A 19,020-nucleotide genomic window follows, 5' to 3' on the forward strand; every position below is an offset into this window, starting at 1 on the left:
CCGCTCCTTGATGAATTCCTGTTTCGTCAGACCTCAGTGCTTGCGCGTTCGCGCGCAATCGCACGCCAACCAATATCCCTGCGCATGAACATGCCGTCCCAACGAATCCCGTCTGCCAGATGGTACGCAGTCTGCTGCGCCTCGGCTACTGTTTGTCCCAAAGCCGTGGCACACAATACGCGGCCACCCTGTGTGACCACCGCGCCGTCTTTCATTGCCGTACCGGCATGAAAGACCTTGGCGTTCGCCACCGCAGTAGCCAAACCTTGGATCACTGCGCCTTTAGCCACATCGCCCGGATAACCACCCGCAGCCAATACTACGCCCAATGCAGGGCGTGGATCCCATTCCGCCTGTGCTTTATCCAGCTGCCCTGCCAATGCTTGTTCTACCAAAACCGGCAATGAGGTTTGCAAGCGCAACATGATCGGCTGGGTTTCTGGGTCGCCAAAACGGCAATTGAATTCGATCACTTTCGGCGCGCCGCTGTCATCAATCATCAAGCCTGCGTATAAAAAGCCGGTGTAAGTGTGGCCTTCTGCCGCCATACCACGCACGGTGGGTTCGATTACTTCGCGCATCACACGCTCATGCACAGCAGGCGTAACCACGGGCGCTGGCGAATAAGCGCCCATGCCGCCGGTGTTGAGGCCGGTATCGCCCTCGCCTACGCGTTTGTGATCTTGACTGGTCGCCATCGGCAGTGCCGTTTTGCCATCCACCATCACAATAAAACTGGCCTCTTCGCCGGCGAGAAACTCTTCCACCACCACGCGCGCGCCGGCAGTGCCAAATTTGTTGTCAGCCAACATATCGCGCACCGCGTCTTCAGCTTCTGCCAGCGACATTGCCACAATCACGCCTTTGCCCGCCGCCAAACCATCAGCTTTGATAACAATCGGCGCGCCCTTTTCGCGCACATAGGCTAGCGCAGCATCCACTTCCGTAAACACCGCATAAAACGCCGTGGGAATGTTATGGCGCGCGAGAAAATCTTTGGCAAAGGCTTTGGAGCCTTCCAATTGCGCAGCGTATTGCGTAGGGCCAAAAATTTTTAATCCGGCTGCACTAAACGCATCCACCACGCCATTTACCAGCGGCGCTTCTGGACCAACGATCGTGAGATCCACATTCTCTTTGGCAAACGCAAGTAATGCATTGTTATCCAAAATATTCAACGCAATATTTTCACATTTGTTTTCTGTGGCGGTACCCGCATTGCCCGGCGCAACAAACACTTTTGTGATGCGCGCATCTTGCGCACATTTCCACGCCAGCGCGTGTTCGCGGCCACCAGAGCCAAGAATTAAAATTTTCATTTTTCTATTCCATCAATGTCTAAAGTGACGCATGCCGGTAAACACCATCGCCATGCCGTGTTCATCGGCAGCGGCGATAACTTCTTCATCGCGCATGGAACCACCTGGTTGAATCACGCAACTAATACCCACTTTGGCGGCGTTGTCGATGCCATCGCGAAAAGGGAAAAACGCATCCGATGCCATCACCGCGCCTTGCACAACCAAGCCTGCGTGTTCAGCTTTAATGGCCGCGATACGCGCTGAATTAACGCGGCTCATCTGCCCTGCACCGATGCCGATGGTTTGGCGATTTTTTGCATAGATAATCGCATTGGACTTCACATATTTCGCCACTTTCCACGCAAAAATGAGATCGTGAATTTCTGTTTCAGTCGGCGCGCGTTTGGTCACCACTTTCAAATCGCTGTCTTTGATCATGCCGATATCGAGGTTCTGCACCAGCAGACCGCCATTGACGCGCTTCCAATCCATTTGTTCGATGCGATGGCTAGGCAACTCACCACACACCAACACACGCACATTTTGTTTGGCTGCCAAAACTGCCAAGGCGTTTTCTGCAACGGACGGCGCGATAATCACTTCAACAAATTGACGATCCACAATCACTTTTGCCGTCGCCGCATCCAACTCGCGATTAAACGCAATGATGCCGCCGAAAGCGGATTCGGGATCGGTAGCGTAAGCTAAATCATAAGCTGCACCTATGCCGTCTAAAGACACCGCCGCGCCGCAGGGGTTAGCATGCTTCACAATTACGCAGGCAGGTTTCACAAAACTTTTTACGCATTCCAGTGCGGCATCGGTGTCGGCAATATTGTTGTAAGACAGCTCCTTGCCTTGCAGTTGTTTTGCCGAGGCAATACTGACTTCACGCGGCGTAGCTTCCACATAAAACGCCGCTGCTTGATGTGGATTTTCGCCATAACGCAAATCCTGCGCTTTGATCAACTGCGTGTTGAAGGTGCGCGGAAATTTTTCTACATCATCATTCACACGCGCGCCGAGATAATTGGCGATCATGCCATCATATTGTGCCGTATGCTCAAATGCTTTCACCGCCAAATCAAAACGCAATGCGTGCGTCAGACCTTTATCCGCATCCAAAGAAACCAGCACACGCGCGTAATCACCGCTGTTCACCACAATGCCAACATGCGCGTGATTTTTCGCTGCCGCGCGCACCATGGTTGGGCCGCCGATATCGATATTTTCAATGGCGTCGTCTAGCGAACAATCTGGCTTGGCTACGGTTTGCGCAAAGGGATACAAGTTCACCACCACTAAATCAATCGGGGCGATACCGTGTTCTTGCATCACCGCATCATCCTGCCCGCGTCTACCGAGTATGCCGCCGTGAATTTTGGGGTGTAGAGTTTTTACGCGGCCGTCCATCATTTCAGGAAACTGCGTGTGTTCCGACACTTCTGTCACTGCAATGTTGTTGTCGCGCAGCAAGCGGTAGGTGCCGCCGGTAGATAGCAACACCACACCACGCGCTGCCAATCCTTGCGCAAATTCAACAATACCTGTTTTATCGGAAACAGAAATCAGTGCACGACGAACAGGAGTGACTGCTGACATAAATACCTCGATGAACAACTTATAAAAACAAAGAACGCGAATAAAAATGTGAATAAAAAAGGAGGCTCTCGCCTCCCTTTGGCTATCTGTTTTTCTCCTACAGCATATTGTACTGCTTGAGTTTCTTTCGCAATGTACCGCGATTCAATCCCAGCACTTCTGCGGCGCGCAATTGATTATTGCGCGTGTATTCCAGCACAACCTCCAGCAATGGCGCTTCCACTTCTGCCAATACCATTTGGTAAATATCAGAAGCGGGATGTCCATCGAGATGGCTAAAATAATTGCGCAGCGCTTGTTCAACACAACAGCGGATAGTCTGCGGATTCAGAGCCACTACCGGCGCACTGGCTTCCGTTACTTCTTCACTTGTTGGCGCAACCAACTCCATACGCTTACTCAACATTACCCGCCACCAACATGCTCCAATTTACCGCTGCGTCACCCGGATTCACGATCTCCAGTGCAACATGCACCGGTCTGCCCGGCGGCATTATCGTCTGCCCGCTCAACTCACCTGACAAATATTCCGCCGGTTTGAAACGACGGCTGGCGACGGGCGTTTTCGCCAGATCACTGAAATAGATATCTAACTCTGGAAAGAGCAGTGGCTGCTCGGTTGCATTCAGCAACATGGCATCAATCACCAAGGCATTAGAAATTTGCGCGTGTTTTCTCACCACCAAATTTTGAATTTTTATGTAGCGCCAATTTTCTACCACAGGCAACTCGCAGCCAAAAACACTGCAAACCGTCTGCATCATTGGGCGACTGGTACTGGTGCGCGCCAAACGCTCAAAATTGAAAAAAGTGTACTGCACCAACAACATCACGCTCAGCAAAGCGATAGCCGAGCCCAACAGTGCGGTTGTTTTCCAATCTTTTTGCACGCGACCCGCGCGCGTGGACAATAAATCCACCGGCAGCGGGTCAATGTGCGCAATCATTTCTGCGCGATGCCCACCGCGCTGTGTGCTACCCAATTCGCTGGCGGCAAACGGATCGCGTTGCCCAAAACCGAGATCGCTGCCCGCTGTGTCCTCTACCGGGTTGGCAAAGTCCTGCAGAACATCACGCACATCTTCGACACTGTTCAAATCTACTGGTGCCGGTTTTTCCGCGCGGGTTTCCTCTTCTAAAATATCTTTGGCCCACGACTCATCTGCAGCCGTCGTACGACTGTCGCGCTGTATGCTTTCATCGTCAATAAATTCGCCAATGTCGCTTATGTCAAACGCTTGGTCTTGTATGATTTCTGCCGCCTGCTCATCAACCACATCGTCGAACACGCTGCCGTAATCATCGTCAGGATCGCCAAAGTTATTTTCATTGATAATGGGTTTGGACGGCGTAATGACAGGTTCATCGTCTTCTAAAAAAGTGTCATCGCTGATTTTTTCGTCATCGCCAATATCGGCAATTTTTTTCTGCTCAAAGTCACTGGCTGGCAAATCTTTAATCGCCGCACTTAAATCAAAAGCTTTGCTCGGTCGACCGTTATCGCCCAGCAAGCCATCGTCAGGCGCGACACTTCTCGATGGAGCCTCGCTGTGTGATGCATGGGTTTGCGCCATGCTTTCCAGCGCGGATTGGTCAAGGCGAAATTTGTTTGATGGTGTGTCTGTAGCAGCCGGCGCGGCCGCAGGCACATTATTGGGGCTGACCCAATGCTCGCGCGCTTGGAACACCAGCAGACAAGAACCACAGCGCACGGCGCCATTGGCCAATTTCAAATGTTCTTCTGTCACCCGAAACGAGGTATGACACTGAGGACAGCGGGTCACCATGTTGCTCATGCGTATCCTTATTTCCCTGTCGTTCTCTGTAAAAGCGTGTAAATTCTGGTTGCGCATAGTGTAGGCAGGTTTGTCTGCGTTGTATATTTCTTGCACAGCTATTCTGTGAGCAGCTCCACAAACCTACGATATTTGTCGCTTTGATTTATCGCAAGACAAATACAGTCACTGTCTGGTCGCCATGTATTAGTTTCGGCACAATGCCGCAACACCCATTCCGAAATTGGAGACTTCTATGAGCACAGTTGACTACGATCCCTATTCACACGAAGCCATGAAGGATCCGTATCCCTTTTACGCCGCCATGCGTAAAGAGGACAAGCCGCACTTTATGCCCAAATACAACGGCTGGGCGCTGGCGCGTTTCCAGGATATTTGGGATGCGAGCAGCAAAGTGGATGACAACTGCACCTTCACCAAAGGTCAAACACCGGGCCAAGTGCTGTTGGGCGAGCCTGTGCCATCTACCTTTATGACCATGGACGCACCAGAGCATCGCAAATGGCGCGGCCTGATTCGCCATGAATTTACGCCAGAAGGCGTGAGAGAACAGGAAGCCCGTCTGCGTGCCCTGACCCAAGAGCTGTTGGCTCCGCTGCTGAAAAAAGGGCAGTTTGATATCTACAGCGAGCTGGCTAACCGCGTCACTTGTATCAACGCCGGCCACAACCTCGGGCTGCCACGCGAAGATGCCTAGAAATGGCGCGCGTTGATCGACGACATGCTGCATCGCGAAGAAGGTCAAATAGGTGGCGGTTCTGAGCGCAACCAAGCGGCGGCAGGCCAACTGTTTGGCTACTTTGGACAGTATGTCTATCAACTGCGCAATGACCCTGCACTGGCACAGCGCTACACCAAGATCTTCTTGGATGCGAGCGTAGACGGCCGCAGTTTGAGCGACGAAGAGATGATGTTCTACCTGTTCTCGCTGCTAGTCGTCGGCTCAGAAACCACACCGATTACCGTTGCCGGCACTTTCTGGAATTTACAGAACAATCCTGAACAAAAAGCGGCTGTATTGGCCGAGGTGAAAACGGGCAAATTTGATCTGGCGCGCAAAGCTTTTCTGGAAACTGCGCGTTACGACCAACCGACCAACATGCTGGCGCGGGTAGCCAAGCGCGACTTTGAGCTCAATGGCGCTCAGATCAAGGCAGGTCAGCCACTACTGTTCTTGTACGCCTCGGCCGAGCGCGATGAAACCGTGCACCCGAACCCAGACAAGTTCGATTTGTACCGTCAACCGACTGAAAAGAGTCTGATGTTTGGTCATGGCGGCCACAAATGCCTCGGCTTGCACTTGGGCGTATTGATGGGTTGCATCCTCGTCGAAGAAATCTTGAAAGCAGCACCGGATTTTGAAGTAGTAGCCGAGCAGTGCGAACGCCTCTACGGCGAACATTTGTCTGGCTGGGGCAAGGTCGTTATCAAGTTCAAGCCTCACTAAAAGTTATTGTTTCACTTGATTGAAAAGAGGCGCCGCAGCGCCTCTTTTTGTTGCAATTTTCTGTGCGCGCTTCTTTCCCAGCCGAGGTCTGTGCCACACTTAACACTCTGTTTTCTTGATGGATCGCTATGTCCACCACGCTGGTCGGATTACTCGCCTGTTTTCTCTACCTTGTCCTTGCCGGCTGGCAGTGGCGCGATTGGCGTTTAGCCGTGCCTACGCCATCCGGTGTGCAACGCTTGCTGTATCTCCTCGTTTTACTTGCAGCACTCGGTTTGCATGGCTGGAGTGTTTACGCATTGATCGACACACCTGCCGGTTTTAATTTTTCTTTTTTCCATGTGTCTTCGCTCATTTTTTGGGTCATTTGTGTTGCAGTGCTATTGAGCTGCATTCACCTGCCCTTGCATATGCTGCTACCACCGCTGTTTGCCTTAACCACCATCGGCGTGTTGTGTTCTATTGCCGTCGAAAGTCCGTACACACCCCACACTCTCAGTTACCCCGTGGCACTGCATATTTTGCTATCTATCCTCGCCTACAGCATTCTCACCATTGCCACCATGCAAGCGCTCGCCTTAGCGTTACAAAATCACCTATTGAAGACACGGCAATTGCAAACTGTCATGGCGCAACTGCCTCCGCTGCAAACCATGGAGTCTCTGTTATTTCAGATGTTATGGGCGGGTGCCGTGCTGTTAGCGCTGTCTATCGCCAGTGGTGTGTTATTTCTGCACGACATACTGGCGCAACATTTGGCGCACAAAATGTTTTTTTCTTTTGCCGCCTTGGTGGTGTACGGCATTCTGTTATGGGGTAGGCACCAACACGGCTGGCGCGGCAAGCAAGCAATACGCTGGACGATAGGTGGCTTTCTGGCTTTGATGACCGCCTATTTCGGCACCAAATTTGTGCTGGAGCTGCTGTTACAACTCTGACAGTTGCACCGCTGTTCGCATTTCCTGACAATGAAACTCTCTAGTTTCTAAAAAGGTTTTCTCTTGGACGACATTTCCATCGGGCTTTTGATCACTGTCTTGGCCTGTCTCACCTTATTGGGTGCATTTTTTTCTGGCGCTGAAACCGGCATCGTTTCCTTGAATCGCTACAAGCTGCGTCATCTGATTAAAAAAAATCATCGCGCGGCAAAGCTGGTCGATTTTTTGCTGTCGCGCCCCGATCGTTTTTTTGGCATTGTGTTGATCGGCAACAACCTCGCTAATGCCGCTACGGCCGCCATTGCCGCCATTGTGGTGCAGCGCCTGTACGGCAGCACCGGCGCGGCCATTGCCACCTTTGCCATGACGCTGGTCACCATTATCTTTGCAGAAATTATTCCCAAAATGTTGGGCGCCTTGTACCCAGAGCGCATCGCCTTTCCCGCCAGTTTTGTGTTGTATCCATTGTTGAAGGTGTTATACCCACTCGTGTGGCTGACCAACATTGTCTCGAACAGTTTTTTGCGCTTGTTTGGTGTCACGCCAGAAAAAGCCAGCAACGACCAATTGAGTACCGATGAGTTGCGCACGGTGGTGCGCGAATCGGGAAAAATTATCTCACCGCGTTATCGCGGCATGTTGCTCAACATTCTCGACCTCGGCCAGATGACTGTACAGGGCATCATGGTGCCGCGCGCGCAAGTGACGGGCATCGACATGAATCGCAGCGATGCAGAAATTCTCACTCTACTACGCAACACGGAATACACACGGGTGCCGGTTTACCAAGGTGAGATCAACAACATACTCGGCATACTGCATATGCGACGCATCGGTCGTTTATACGACGACGAGTCCAATGAACGCGATGTGCGCGATTTTATTTTGGCCAATATGCGCGAACCCTACTTCATCCCAGAAACCACACCACTCAATGTGCAGCTGCTCAATTTCCAAAAAGAAAAACGGCGCATCGGTTTGGTGGTAGATGAGTACGGCGATGTGCAGGGCATCGCCACGCTGGAAGATATTCTGGAAGAAATCGTTGGCGAATTCACCACCAACTTTGGCGAGGGTCACAGCGCGTTTGAACGCTTACCCGACGAACGCTTCCGTATTGATTGCAGTATGAATATTCGCGATATCAACAAACACCTCGACTGGCATTTGCCCATCAAACCGAACAGTGCGCGCACGCTGAACGGTTTATTTATTGAATACTTAGGTGTAATCCCGATGGGAAACATTTGCTTTACGATCGGGCGTTACTGCTTTGAAACCGAGAGCATTGCCGACCACAAAATTCAGCGCGTCATTGCGTTCGAGAAAAAATCTGCGCGTTAGTGCTCCAGCAAACGCGCGATTTGACCGTCAAGCAGTGCGCGCTGGCTCTGCACAAAGTTGGCAATGCGGAAAAATGGCTTTCCACTTTCGCCGTGTTCTACCACGAGCGATAACTTGTCTTGTGTCTGCAACAACTCACCCACTTCTGCGCTGACAGCCAACTGCCCATTGCCCACTTGATGACACAACCAATGACTGCGCTGCTCTTCCGCAGCCTGTTGTCGATTGCGCAAAATATCGTTATCACACGGCAAGTGGCGATCCAGAGCCAGTGTCCACTGCAGCTGGATCCCTAACTCCTCATCACGACAGGCTTGTAACACGCCCATCAATACCTCTGCGCAACAGGCCGCGCGCAACAAGACTTCCGCCAAATCAACTGCATCTGCCGGCATCGCCAATTTGAGACAAGAGCCAGCCATAGGCATACGCTGCGCGTTATACAAGCGCGCAGTTTTTTTAACGCAGTGCTGTAACTGATCGAGCAAGGCGCGCAAACGGTCGCGGCTTATCTGTCGCTGCAATACATCAATATTGCGGCACTCCAACAACACATACACATAGCCGTCATTGTTGTGCAACAAATCAGCGGCAGCATCATTTAATTGTGCTTGCGAAGGTGTTTGAATTTGCTGCGTGTGCCGTTGCAATTGAGCCATCAGTTGGCGCATTTCATTTTCATTGAGTTGAGAGGGGCGCTCTGTAAAGCAAGCATCCATCACTTCTTGCGGAACGGACTCTAGCAATACCATCGATAAGTCAGTGCGCTGTTGACGAATTTCGCGTGTGAAGTAGTAACTGAGCACCCAAAATAATACCAGCGCCAACATCACCAGTGCCGCTAATAGCCAGAGTGTTTCAGGGAACAGATGTTCGATTTTTTCTGTTTCTAATGTCACCGCTACACTGCCGGTCAAATTATCACCGAGACTGAGCGTAGCAGAGTAATTGCGTAGATAAGCGCGATGCGTTAACTCGCTAGGCGTTGCGCCGGCCTGCGCTAACAAATTATTGCTGGCATCGTAAATACTGACACTGACAACACTCGGCACTTTCATCAAACGCGAGAGCTGCGCCTGCAGCTCAATTTGATCATGCTGCAAAGTGGCGTCGAGCGTGTTTTGTGCCAATTGTTCGGCCACGGCAGAACCGTAGGCATCCATCGCGTTGTTCACCACCAAGCCAACACGCGCCGTAAAAAAAATCCCAATAATTAAAAAAACAGCGGCCAGTATCGCGCCGTATGCCACCACCAAACGCAGCAGCAACGATCTTTTTAAAAAATCCACAAACTTCATGCTTATCCCTTCGCATTCTGTATAGAAATCTGGTCATTGAGTGTCCAGAAATCATAAAGAATGCCCAGGCCACATAAACCCGCCGTCAACAAATACAGAATGCCAGTCAACCATTTGCCTTGATACATTCTGTGCACGCCAAACAACCCCAGAAAGGTCAGCAATATCCATGCGAGGTTGTAATCGATACTGCCGGCGTTGAAACGCAAGTCGGCTTGTCTATCCATGCTGGGAATTAAAAATAAATCGATCAACCAGCCTATGCCGAGCAAGCCCAGAGTGAAAAACCATATCGTGCCGGTTACTGGCTTGCCGTAATAAAAACGGTGCGCCCCGAGAAATCCGAAAATCCATAACAGATAACCGATGACCTTGAGATGTGTATCGCGTTGCGTCATGACAATACCCTTAAGCTGATGCAACGGTGCATTATATACGCACCAATGTTTGTGCCAGTTGTTCTAGGCGCTGCGGTGTGCCCACATCCAACCAATAGCCATCGTAATGTTCACCGCGCACTGCGCCGTTTTGCATTGCGGGCAACAGTACCTCACGCAAAGGCAGCGTCTCACCAACTCGCGCAAACCACGCAGTGAACAATGCCGGTGACAACACGGACAGCCCGCTGAAAGTCAGCCCTTGCAGGGCACCGCGCGGCACCACGCAACCTTCGCGCAGCACAAAATCGCCCTGCGGGTGATGTTCAGGGTTATCCACCAACACCAAATGCGCGAGCGTATCGGCAGGTAAGCCTTGCTGCAGTGTTGCCAAGGGAAAATCTGTCCAAATGTCGCCGTTAATCACAAGGAAGGGGGCGTCGCCGAGCAACGGCAAGGCTTTCAAAATACCACCCGCTGTTTCTAGCGGCTGTGCCTCTCGCGAGTAGTGAATACTCACACCCCAAGTGACTCCATCGCCCAAGGTCTCTTCTATCATGTGGCCGAGGTGAGCGGTGTTGATCACCAGCTCGCGGAAGCCTGCCGCCACCAAGCGCTCAATATGGCGCACGATCAGCGGCTTGCCGGCCACACCCAGCAACGGCTTGGGACAGTGATCCGTCAGCGGTCGCATACGGGTGCCCAAGCCCGCTGCCAAAATCATCGCCTTCACGGCAGCGACTTCCACCACGATTGGCGGCGACAAGCAGGCAGGGTGCGCTGTTCCATCCATTCCACAAAATGCGCAGCAGACGGGTACTTGGCGGCCACGCTAAGTATGTAGTGCAGCACGAGCGGCAGGTCATGCAAATAACCCGCCTTGCCATCGCGCAGAAACAAGCGGGCAAAAATGCCCAGCACTTTGATGTGGCGCTGCAGACCCATTAGATCAAACCACTGAATGAACTGCTGATCCGATACACCTGCCTGTCTACCTTTCTGTATAAGTTTTTTACGGTAAGCAAGCGCCCACTTTTCTACCTGCGCCGGCTGCCAGCGGATGTAGCAATCGCGCAGCAGAGACACCAGATCGTAGGTGATAGGGCCAGTTACCGCGTCTTGAAAATCGATAGTCACCAGCTCGCCCGCCGGCTGACTGTGGCTGTGCAACATCAAGTTGCGCGCGTGAAAATCACGGTGTACCAAGGCCTGCGGCTGCTCCAGTGCACTGACCACCAGCCAATCGAAGCATTCGTCTAGCAAGGTTTGTTCATTGCGCCCCCAAGGCTGGTCGAGCAAGCCTTGCACAAACCAAGTGGGAAACAGCGCCATCTCATCCCACAGGCGCTGACCGTCGTAATGCGGCAGCGCGCCCTCTGGCACGGCCACGGCTTGCAGAGCTACCAGCATGTCCATAGCTTGATGGTAAAACGCGTCTACGCTGTCTGGGTTTAGCGCCGACAACAGCAGCTGGTCGCCGCAGTCCTCCACCAACAAAAAGCCGCGCTGGAGATCCACCGCTTGCACTTGTGGTACGCGCACCGAGCCAGACGCGAGCATCTGGGACACGGCAAGGTATAACTCGCTGTTCTCCGTCGTTGGCGGCGCATACACCGCCATCAGCGGCGGCTGACTGTTGCTCACGCGAAAATAGCGCCGAAAACCGGCATCGCCCGAGAGGGCTTGCAGTGTCACCGCCTGCTCCTGCGACAACTGCTGTTTTACCCATGCTGCTAACTGCTGCTCCACTGTCTCGCCCATTTCCAACGCCACAAACGCGGCATTCTAACGCCTGCCTGTCTTGCGCCACAGTGCTTGCAAATCCTTTACAATGCGGCGCTTTACTGCCCGCCCGAACACCTCGCGTCTGCGGCTCTCGGGAACGCACTGCACTGCATGGAAACGACTTGATGAACCCGATTCTGCCCTCCGCGCGACTTCACTTAGCGCGCCTGACATTGACCGGCTTAGGACTGGTGCTCGCCACCGCGACTTCAATCTCTGCACAAGCATCCGGCTGGGATTGCAACCTGAATGAACGCGGTGAATGGCTGTGTCAAACCGGCACCGGCGTCACCTCAGAAAGCGGCGCAGAGGTCGCTACCAGCAAGCCTCAACAATCCGCAGAGGATGCAACGATTGAAGCCATTGCTTACGGTCGCACCGACACAAACACCAACGAAAATTCCGAATCAAAAGACCCTAACGATCCCACACACCGCACACGCATCTCTGACGATTGGGTGCCGTACGATAAGCTCACTGCAGAACAGAAAAAACAATTGAGCGGCGCACAAAAACACGAAGCCAAAATGTGCTGCGGCATGTATGTTGACCCCACAGAAAGCAAAGACAAAACCAAACCCGAAGAATCAGAAATTCTGGCGCACGCTGATAAAACCTATACCGACATCAACGGCCAAGTCACACGCCTAAAAGGCAATGTGCAAGTGAGCCAAGGTTATCGTTACTTGCGTGCCGATACCGCCACGCTGCGTCGAGAACCGCGCCAAGTGGCACTGCGCGGCAATGTCGCCCTGCGCGAACCCGGTTTGTTATTAACCGGCACGCGCGCCGATATGCAGGTGGATGAAAACACCGCACAAATGGAAGGCGTGCAATATTTAATGCACAAAGCGCACGCACAAGGCAAAGCGCAAAGTTTGAGTCGCAGTAACACCGGCGTAGTCGCACTGACCGATGCCAGCTACAGCTACTGCCCTGTCGGCAGCGAATTGTGGACGCTCAACGCCAGTTCGTTAACGCTAGATCCGAACGATTCGCAAGGTCGCGCACGCAATGTCACCCTACGCGTAAAAGGCGTGCCGGTTTTTTATTCGCCGTATTTGCAATTTCCGCTTGGCAACGAGCGCATGACTGGCTTCTTGGTGCCTTCATTCGGCTTCGGTGAAAACGGTTTTGATATCGCCACACCTTATTATTTCAACCTCGCGCCGAATTACGATTTGATACTCACGCCGCGTTTGATGACCGATCGCGGCTTGATGCTCAGCGCCAACGGCCGTTACATGACCGAGCACACTTACGGCAGTGCAATGGTTAGTATTTTGCCCGGCGACCAAGACGCCGGTCGCAGCATAGACAGCGATCGCTGGTTCCTCAATTTCAAACAGAATGGCGCAGCGGAACATTGGGAAAGCATGGTGGATTACTCCTCCGTCAGCGATTCACAATATTTCCACGACTTGGGTTCCGACGGCATCAGCGGCGTCAACAAATCGCAGTTGCGTCAACAAGCACAGTTTGACTTTCTGCCAGACGAACACTGGCGTTTGGGTGTGATGGCAAAAGATTTCCAAACACTGAGCGATTCGCGTTTGTTTGATGATGTGGATGACGCTATTCGCGCAGGAAAAGTACCTTTCTGGTACAGAAATGTTTTGCGTGACAATCAACTGGTTGAACCTCATCAAGTATTGCCAGCGTTGTTTGCTGAAGGCAATTACAACTTCGATAACGGTTTGGTCGCCAATTTGTATCACTCCTTCGCGCGTTTTGATCACCAACACGAAGCTCGTACGCAAAACAGCATTTACTTTGATACCGATTACACGCCGCTGTTTGATTCTCTGACAGGCCAGCCCGTTATTGACCCTTACACCAATCGTATAGCTTATTTAGGCGAGCGCGAGTTTATTGCCGGTCAACGCACAAAACTCGATTACAACATTGCGTTTCCGCTGCGCAGTGCCGGTGCCTTTTTTACACCCAAACTGGGCGTGCGCCATGTGTCGCAATCGCTGGATGAAACCACTTTCTTTACGCCAGATAGCAATCCATCAGCATCGGCTGCCTATGTCAGCCTCGACAGCTGTTTAATTTTTGAACGCGACACACGCCTGTTCGGCAACGACTACACGCAAACACTGGAACCGCGTTTGTTCTACTACTATTCGAATCCTGGCGATCAGGATGACATGTACAACTTTGATAGCAACGCGCTCTCCATGTCTTACGCACAGTTGTTCCGCGATTACCGCCTCGCCGGTGAAGACTACATCGACGACAACAACCAACTCTCATTGGGCGTCAGCTCACGCTTGTTGAGCCCCGTTACCGGTCGCGAATTGCTACGCGTCGGTATCGGCCAAGCTTTCTACTTTGACGAACGCGATGTTGTGGTCGAAGAAGATCCTGTGCGCGCCGAATACGAGCGCGACCGTACACGCTCTGCACTGGTATTCGATGCAGCGGCGCGTTTGACGCGCGAGTGGGATGTGCGCACTGAAACGCTGTGGAACGAAGATACCGACAGCCGTGAGCGCCAAACATTAGCGCTGCGCTATCGTGATGGCGAAGGCACGCTGTTCAATGCCGGCTATCAATACATAAACCGCGCGGAAGAATGGCAACCTGCAGTGTTCAACCCGAGCAACGGTTTGCCACTCAGTCAGCTGTCACCTGTGTACGACCCCATCACCATGCAACCCATTGCCGGCATGAATCAAATTACCCCTGTCTTGGGTCAAGGTTCCTACACCGACCGCACCGTGCAGCAGTTCTATGTATCGGGCGCGTATCCACTCAACAACGCATGGAGTTTGATCGGTCACTGGAACCACGACGCCACCAACAACCGCAACTTAGAAACTATCGCCGGCGTGGAATATGACGACTGCTGTATCGCGGTGCGTTTTATCGCGCGGCAGTGGGTGGTCAACGAACATTTTGTTAGCGATGTCGATATGCAAGACACCGACAATGGCATCTTTCTACAAGTGCAATTCAAAAGCCTCGGCAATGTGGGCAACAGCGTAGAAGGCATGTTGTCTGACAGCATCTTCGGCTACGAAGACCGTTACAAAACTATTGATTGACGCAAGCGCAGGAAACGCAAAAGGTATTCCGTAATGAAACACATTTTTTCTACCTGCCGCAGCCTTGCTGTAGTGCTGCTCACGGCAAGCTGTCTATCTGCTGCACTCACCGCACAAGCAGAATCGAGCTCACAACAAACGCTGGATAAAGTCATCGCCGTTGTGAACGATGATGTCGTCATGGCCAGCGAGCTGGCACTACAAACACGCATGCTTGCATCACAAATTCAACAAGCCAAGCAACCTTTACCGCCTGCAAATATCTTGCAACAGCAAGTGTTGGAGAAATTGATTGTCGAGAGCCTGCAATTGCAAATGGGCGAACGCTCCGGCATCAAAGTCAGCAAACAGCAACTCGATGCCGCTGTCGCCGGAGTTGCCGCACAGAACAAACTGAGTACCGAAGTATTTCGCCGTGAATTAAACGCACAAGGTATTCCTTTTGGCATGTTTCGTGAAAACATCCGTCGCCAAATGATTTTGCAACAAGTGCAACAAGCGTTTGTGATTAAGCGCATTGAAATATCTGATCAAGATGTCGATAACTTTTTGGCATCTGAAGAAGGTCGCCGATTAGCCACGCAAGAAGCTATTGATAAACCCATCAACCAAACGCAGGCGCGCCACATTCTGATCAAGCCTTCAGCCATTCGCAATGATGATGAAACCCGCTCACTGCTCAGCAAAATTCAAAGCGTTGTGCAGCAAGGCGGCGATTTTTCTGCACTGGCAAAGAAAGACTCTGAAGACCCAGGTTCCGCACTGAAAGGCGGCGAACTCGGCTGGATATCGCCAGGACAAGTAGTGCCTGAGTTTGAAAACGCCATGAATAACACCGATGTTGGCTCCGTATCGGAACCATTTCAAACACAATTTGGCTGGCATGTCGTACAAGTATTGGATCGCCGTGCACAAAACATGAGTGAAACCATCATGCGGCAGCAAGCGCAAATGATTTTGCGCAAACGCAAATTCCAAGACGAATTACCGCGCTGGTTGAAAGAATTGCGCGATCAGGCTTATGTCAAAATCAACAACTAAATGACACACGCCATTGCACTCACGCCAGGTGAGCCGGCAGGCATTGGCCCAGATATCACCGTACAGATCGCCCAACGCGCACAAGCTGAACCCATCGTCGTCTACGCTGACCCAGCGTTGCTACTAGCGCGCGCAGAACAGTTGCAACTGCCGTTGCAATTACATCCCATCACCCACGAAATTCCGACAGCACCCGCACCAGCAGGTTCGCTTTATATTCGCGCGTACCATTGTGCTGCCAGTGTTAGCGCCGGAAACTTAGACACAAAAAATGCGCATTATGTGTTGCAGTGTTTGCAAGCCGCTGCCAATGATTGCTTGCAACAGCCGCAACAACTCGCCCTGGTGACAGGGCCCGTGCAAAAAAGCGTCATCAACGAAGCGGGTATCGCATTCAGCGGCCACACTGAATTTTTACAAGCACTCACCCATTGCGACAAAGTGGTGATGATGCTCGCCACGCCGCGTTTGCGTGTTGCACTGGTGACAACACATCTGCCGTTGCGCGCCGTGCCGGATGCGATTACTGCCGACAACTTGCGCCGCACGCTACAAATTATTCACACTGATATGCAGCGTTATTTCACGCGCCATGCACCGCAGATTTTGGTGTGTGGACTCAACCCACACGCGGGTGAAAACGGTTATCTCGGACGCGAAGAAATCGATGTGATTGCACCTGTGCTGCACGAACTGCGCGCACAAGGTTTGCAACTCACAGGACCACTGCCAGCTGATACGGCTTTTACCAGCACACTGCGAGAAAAAGCCGATGTGTTTGTGGCGATGTATCACGATCAAGGTTTGCCAGTATTAAAAGCGGACGGTTTTGGCGAGGCGATCAACATCACGCTCGGCTTGCCTTTTGTACGCACCTCGGTCGATCACGGCACCGCTTTAGATTTGGCTGGCACAGGGCGCGCGCAACACAGTAGCTTGCAACACGCCATCGACAGCGCCGTGCAAATGTTGCAACACAGCCAACGGTGATACTCGTGCGCGACACTACGCCTTCTGCCACACACACACCGCGCAAACGCTTCGGACAAAATTTTTTGCACGACGCGCGCGTCATTCAACGCATCGTCAGCGCCATCGCGCCAAAAGAAAATGAACCCGTTTTAGAAATTGGCCCCGGACAAGGCGCATTGACGCAAGCTCTGCTCGTCTATCAGCCACAACTCACGGCTGTTGAATTGGATCGCGATTTGGTCACGCTGCTGCAAGAAAAATTTGCGGCGGAAAAAAACTTTTCTCTGTGTGCAGGTGATGCGCTGAAATTTGATCTCACCAGTTTATCACCCGCGCCGCACAGCCTGCGCGTGGTGGGCAATTTACCGTACAACATTTCCACGCCACTGCTGTTTCATTTATTGCAACAGCGTGAGTGGATACGCGACATGCATTTCATGCTGCAAAAAGAAGTGGTGCAACGACTGGCAGCAGAACCTGGCGGCAAAGATTACGGGCGCTTGAGTGTGATGGCGCAATACTACTGCCATGTCTCACATTTATTTGATGTGCCGCCCGGCAGCTTTTTTCCGCCACCCAAGGTGATGTCCGCCATTGTGCGCTTGCAACCACGCACACCTGCCACACTGGCCAAAGACGAACAACTGCTGTCTACCTTGGTGAATACGGCGTTTCAGCAGCGCCGCAAAACGCTGCGCAACACATTAAAAACGATCGCCAGTGAAGCGCAAATTCTCGCTGCCAACATCAAGCCCGATGCGCGCGCAGAAACACTCTCCGTCAGCGATTTTGTACACTTAGCCAATATTCTGCATGGAGACATTGAATGTCCGGCATCAGCATCCAAGTAAAAACGCATTATTTAGCGGAGCATTCCTCACCTGCTATTCACCGTTTTGCCTTTGCCTACTCCATCAGCATTACCAATAACGGCGATGCGCCGGTGCAATTATTGCGCCGCCACTGGATCATCACCGACGGCAATCGCAAAGTAGAAGAAGTGCGCGGCGACGGCGTAGTCGGTCAGCAGCCGTGGATTGCACCGCAGGCCACGCATCACTACACCAGCGGCGCAGTTCTGGAAACACCCGTCGGCACCATGGAAGGCAGCTACACCATGCAGCGTGAAAATGGCGACAACTTCAAAGCATTGATTCCGCGTTTCACACTCGCCAAACCTGGCTCGCTGCACTAAGCGCATGGCACTCTACGCCGTCGGCGATTTGCAGGGTTGTTTTCGCGAACTGCAACAATTGTTAGCGGCGGTGCAATTTGATCCTGCGCACGATGCATTATGGTTGACGGGTGATCTGGTCAATCGCGGCCCACAATCTTTAGAATGTTTGCGTTTTATTAAATCCTTGGGCAGCGCCGCGCAAACCGTGTTAGGCAATCACGATTTGCATTTACTTGCTGTCGCACTGACACATACCAACAGCAAAAACAAAGACACACTGCACGAAATTTTAACCGCGCCCGATCGCGACGAACTCATGGCTTGGTTGCGGCAACAACCGTTGATGCTGATTAACACACAAAAAAAACTGGCGTTAATTCACGCCGGTATTTTTCCTGCGTGGACATTGGAAAAAGCGCAAACTTTGGCACAAGAAGTGGAAGCGGTTTTGCAGTCCAACCAATGCAAAGATTTTTTGCGCGCGATGTACGGCAACGAACCGGATAATTGGCGCGATGATTTACAAGGATTTGATCGCCTGCGTTTTATCACCAATGCCTTTACGCGCATGCGCATCTGCGCTGAGAGCGAGCAAGAACAACACAACAATGCTTTGCAACTGCAATACAAAGAAGGCGTGGACAATATTCCCGCTGGCTACGCGCCATGGTTCACGCGGTTTGCACCGCCCGCCGGTTGGCGCGTGTTATTCGGGCATTGGGCGGCGTTAGAAGCCAGCACCAACCATGACAACATCATCGCGCTGGACAGCGGCTGCGTATGGGGCAGGCATTTAACAATGCTGCGATTGGATGACGGGCAGTATTTTTATTCTTCGTAGGGATGCATTTTCTACGCGACCTATTCAAATTTGTAGTTCACCCTTTTG

18 protein-coding genes are annotated in these 19,020 nt (G+C 52.1%); 10 read left to right on the forward strand and 8 right to left on the reverse strand.

The annotated features are described in order from the left end of the window. Positions 1 to 26 precede the first annotated feature (26 nt). From purD to IPK30_04680, 4 genes are all read right to left on the reverse strand, one after another. Positions 27 to 1,319, reverse strand: coding sequence for a phosphoribosylamine--glycine ligase (gene purD / locus IPK30_04665; GenBank protein ID MBK8102576.1), 1,293 nt, complete (start codon positions 1,317 to 1,319; stop codon positions 27 to 29). 12 nt (positions 1,320 to 1,331) lie between these two features. Next, positions 1,332 to 2,903 (reverse strand): bifunctional phosphoribosylaminoimidazolecarboxamide formyltransferase/IMP cyclohydrolase, encoded by a 1,572-nt coding sequence (purH, locus tag IPK30_04670; protein MBK8102577.1) that lies wholly within the window; start codon positions 2,901 to 2,903, stop codon positions 1,332 to 1,334. 97 nt (positions 2,904 to 3,000) lie between these two features. After that, positions 3,001 to 3,294: a DNA-binding transcriptional regulator Fis gene (fis, locus tag IPK30_04675; protein ID MBK8102578.1), complete on the reverse strand. Its 294-nt coding sequence runs from the start codon at positions 3,292 to 3,294 to the stop codon at positions 3,001 to 3,003. 4 nt (positions 3,295 to 3,298) lie between these two features. Further along, positions 3,299 to 4,699: a zinc-ribbon domain-containing protein gene (locus IPK30_04680; protein ID MBK8102579.1), complete on the reverse strand. Its 1,401-nt coding sequence runs from the start codon at positions 4,697 to 4,699 to the stop codon at positions 3,299 to 3,301. Between the two features lie 235 nt (positions 4,700 to 4,934). Here IPK30_04680 and IPK30_04685 point away from each other — a divergent pair, with 235 nt between their 5' ends. From IPK30_04685 to IPK30_04700, 4 genes are all read left to right on the forward strand, one after another. Then, positions 4,935 to 5,396, forward strand: a complete 462-nt coding sequence (locus tag IPK30_04685) for a hypothetical protein (GenBank protein ID MBK8102580.1) — start codon at positions 4,935 to 4,937, stop codon at positions 5,394 to 5,396. A 24-nt stretch (positions 5,397 to 5,420) separates the two neighbouring features. After that, complete coding sequence (locus IPK30_04690; protein ID MBK8102581.1) at positions 5,421 to 6,146, forward strand: cytochrome P450; 726 nt, start codon at positions 5,421 to 5,423, stop codon at positions 6,144 to 6,146. 128 nt (positions 6,147 to 6,274) lie between these two features. Next, positions 6,275 to 7,084 carry a cytochrome c biogenesis protein CcsA gene (gene ccsA, locus IPK30_04695; GenBank protein ID MBK8102582.1) on the forward strand — a complete coding sequence of 270 codons (810 nt, stop codon included), beginning with the start codon at positions 6,275 to 6,277 and terminating at the stop codon, positions 7,082 to 7,084. Positions 7,085 to 7,147: 63 nt separating this feature from the next. Beyond that, on the forward strand, positions 7,148 to 8,428 hold the full coding sequence (locus IPK30_04700) for a DUF21 domain-containing protein (protein MBK8102583.1): 1,281 nt from the start codon (positions 7,148 to 7,150) through the stop codon (positions 8,426 to 8,428). Here the strand turns inward: IPK30_04700 and IPK30_04705 are convergent. Genes IPK30_04705 through IPK30_04720 form a run of 4 tightly spaced genes read right to left on the reverse strand, consistent with a single transcriptional unit; the run spans position 8,425 to position 11,864 of the window. Continuing rightward, positions 8,425 to 9,726 carry a hypothetical protein gene (locus IPK30_04705; protein MBK8102584.1) on the reverse strand — a complete coding sequence of 434 codons (1,302 nt, stop codon included), beginning with the start codon at positions 9,724 to 9,726 and terminating at the stop codon, positions 8,425 to 8,427. The genes IPK30_04700 and IPK30_04705 overlap by 4 nt on opposite strands. 2 nt (positions 9,727 to 9,728) lie before the next feature. Beyond that, positions 9,729 to 10,124 carry a TM2 domain-containing protein gene (locus IPK30_04710; GenBank protein MBK8102585.1) on the reverse strand — a complete coding sequence of 132 codons (396 nt, stop codon included), beginning with the start codon at positions 10,122 to 10,124 and terminating at the stop codon, positions 9,729 to 9,731. A gap of 31 nt (positions 10,125 to 10,155) precedes the next feature. Further along, positions 10,156 to 10,836, reverse strand: coding sequence for a nucleotidyltransferase family protein (locus IPK30_04715; GenBank protein MBK8102586.1), 681 nt, complete (start codon positions 10,834 to 10,836; stop codon positions 10,156 to 10,158). Then, a complete protein-coding gene (locus tag IPK30_04720) occupies positions 10,833 to 11,864 on the reverse strand; it encodes a phosphotransferase (GenBank protein ID MBK8102587.1) in 1,032 nt (343 codons plus the stop codon). The genes IPK30_04715 and IPK30_04720 overlap by 4 nt, the downstream gene beginning before the upstream one ends. Before the next feature lie 149 nt (positions 11,865 to 12,013). Here IPK30_04720 and IPK30_04725 point away from each other — a divergent pair, with 149 nt between their 5' ends. From IPK30_04725 to IPK30_04750, 6 genes are read left to right on the forward strand one after another with little or no spacing between them, the layout of a single operon-like run. Beyond that, complete coding sequence (locus tag IPK30_04725) at positions 12,014 to 14,941, forward strand: LPS-assembly protein LptD (GenBank protein ID MBK8102588.1); 2,928 nt, start codon at positions 12,014 to 12,016, stop codon at positions 14,939 to 14,941. 33 nt (positions 14,942 to 14,974) lie between these two features. After that, positions 14,975 to 15,982: a peptidylprolyl isomerase gene (locus tag IPK30_04730; GenBank protein ID MBK8102589.1), complete on the forward strand. Its 1,008-nt coding sequence runs from the start codon at positions 14,975 to 14,977 to the stop codon at positions 15,980 to 15,982. Beyond that, positions 15,983 to 16,972, forward strand: coding sequence for a 4-hydroxythreonine-4-phosphate dehydrogenase PdxA (gene pdxA, locus IPK30_04735; GenBank protein MBK8102590.1), 990 nt, complete (start codon positions 15,983 to 15,985; stop codon positions 16,970 to 16,972). It abuts the gene before it with no gap. Positions 16,973 to 16,977: 5 nt separating this feature from the next. Beyond that, complete coding sequence (gene rsmA, locus IPK30_04740) at positions 16,978 to 17,805, forward strand: 16S rRNA (adenine(1518)-N(6)/adenine(1519)-N(6))-dimethyltransferase RsmA (protein ID MBK8102591.1); 828 nt, start codon at positions 16,978 to 16,980, stop codon at positions 17,803 to 17,805. Beyond that, a complete protein-coding gene (gene apaG / locus IPK30_04745; GenBank protein MBK8102592.1) occupies positions 17,781 to 18,149 on the forward strand; it encodes a Co2+/Mg2+ efflux protein ApaG in 369 nt (122 codons plus the stop codon). Before rsmA ends, apaG begins: the two co-directional genes overlap by 25 nt. A 4-nt stretch (positions 18,150 to 18,153) precedes the next feature. Beyond that, positions 18,154 to 18,972: a symmetrical bis(5'-nucleosyl)-tetraphosphatase gene (locus tag IPK30_04750; GenBank protein MBK8102593.1), complete on the forward strand. Its 819-nt coding sequence runs from the start codon at positions 18,154 to 18,156 to the stop codon at positions 18,970 to 18,972. Positions 18,973 to 19,020: the final 48 nt, after the last annotated feature.

This window comes from Cellvibrionales bacterium (assembly GCA_016713115.1).
Taxonomy (GTDB): domain Bacteria; phylum Pseudomonadota; class Gammaproteobacteria; order Pseudomonadales; family UBA7239; genus UBA7239.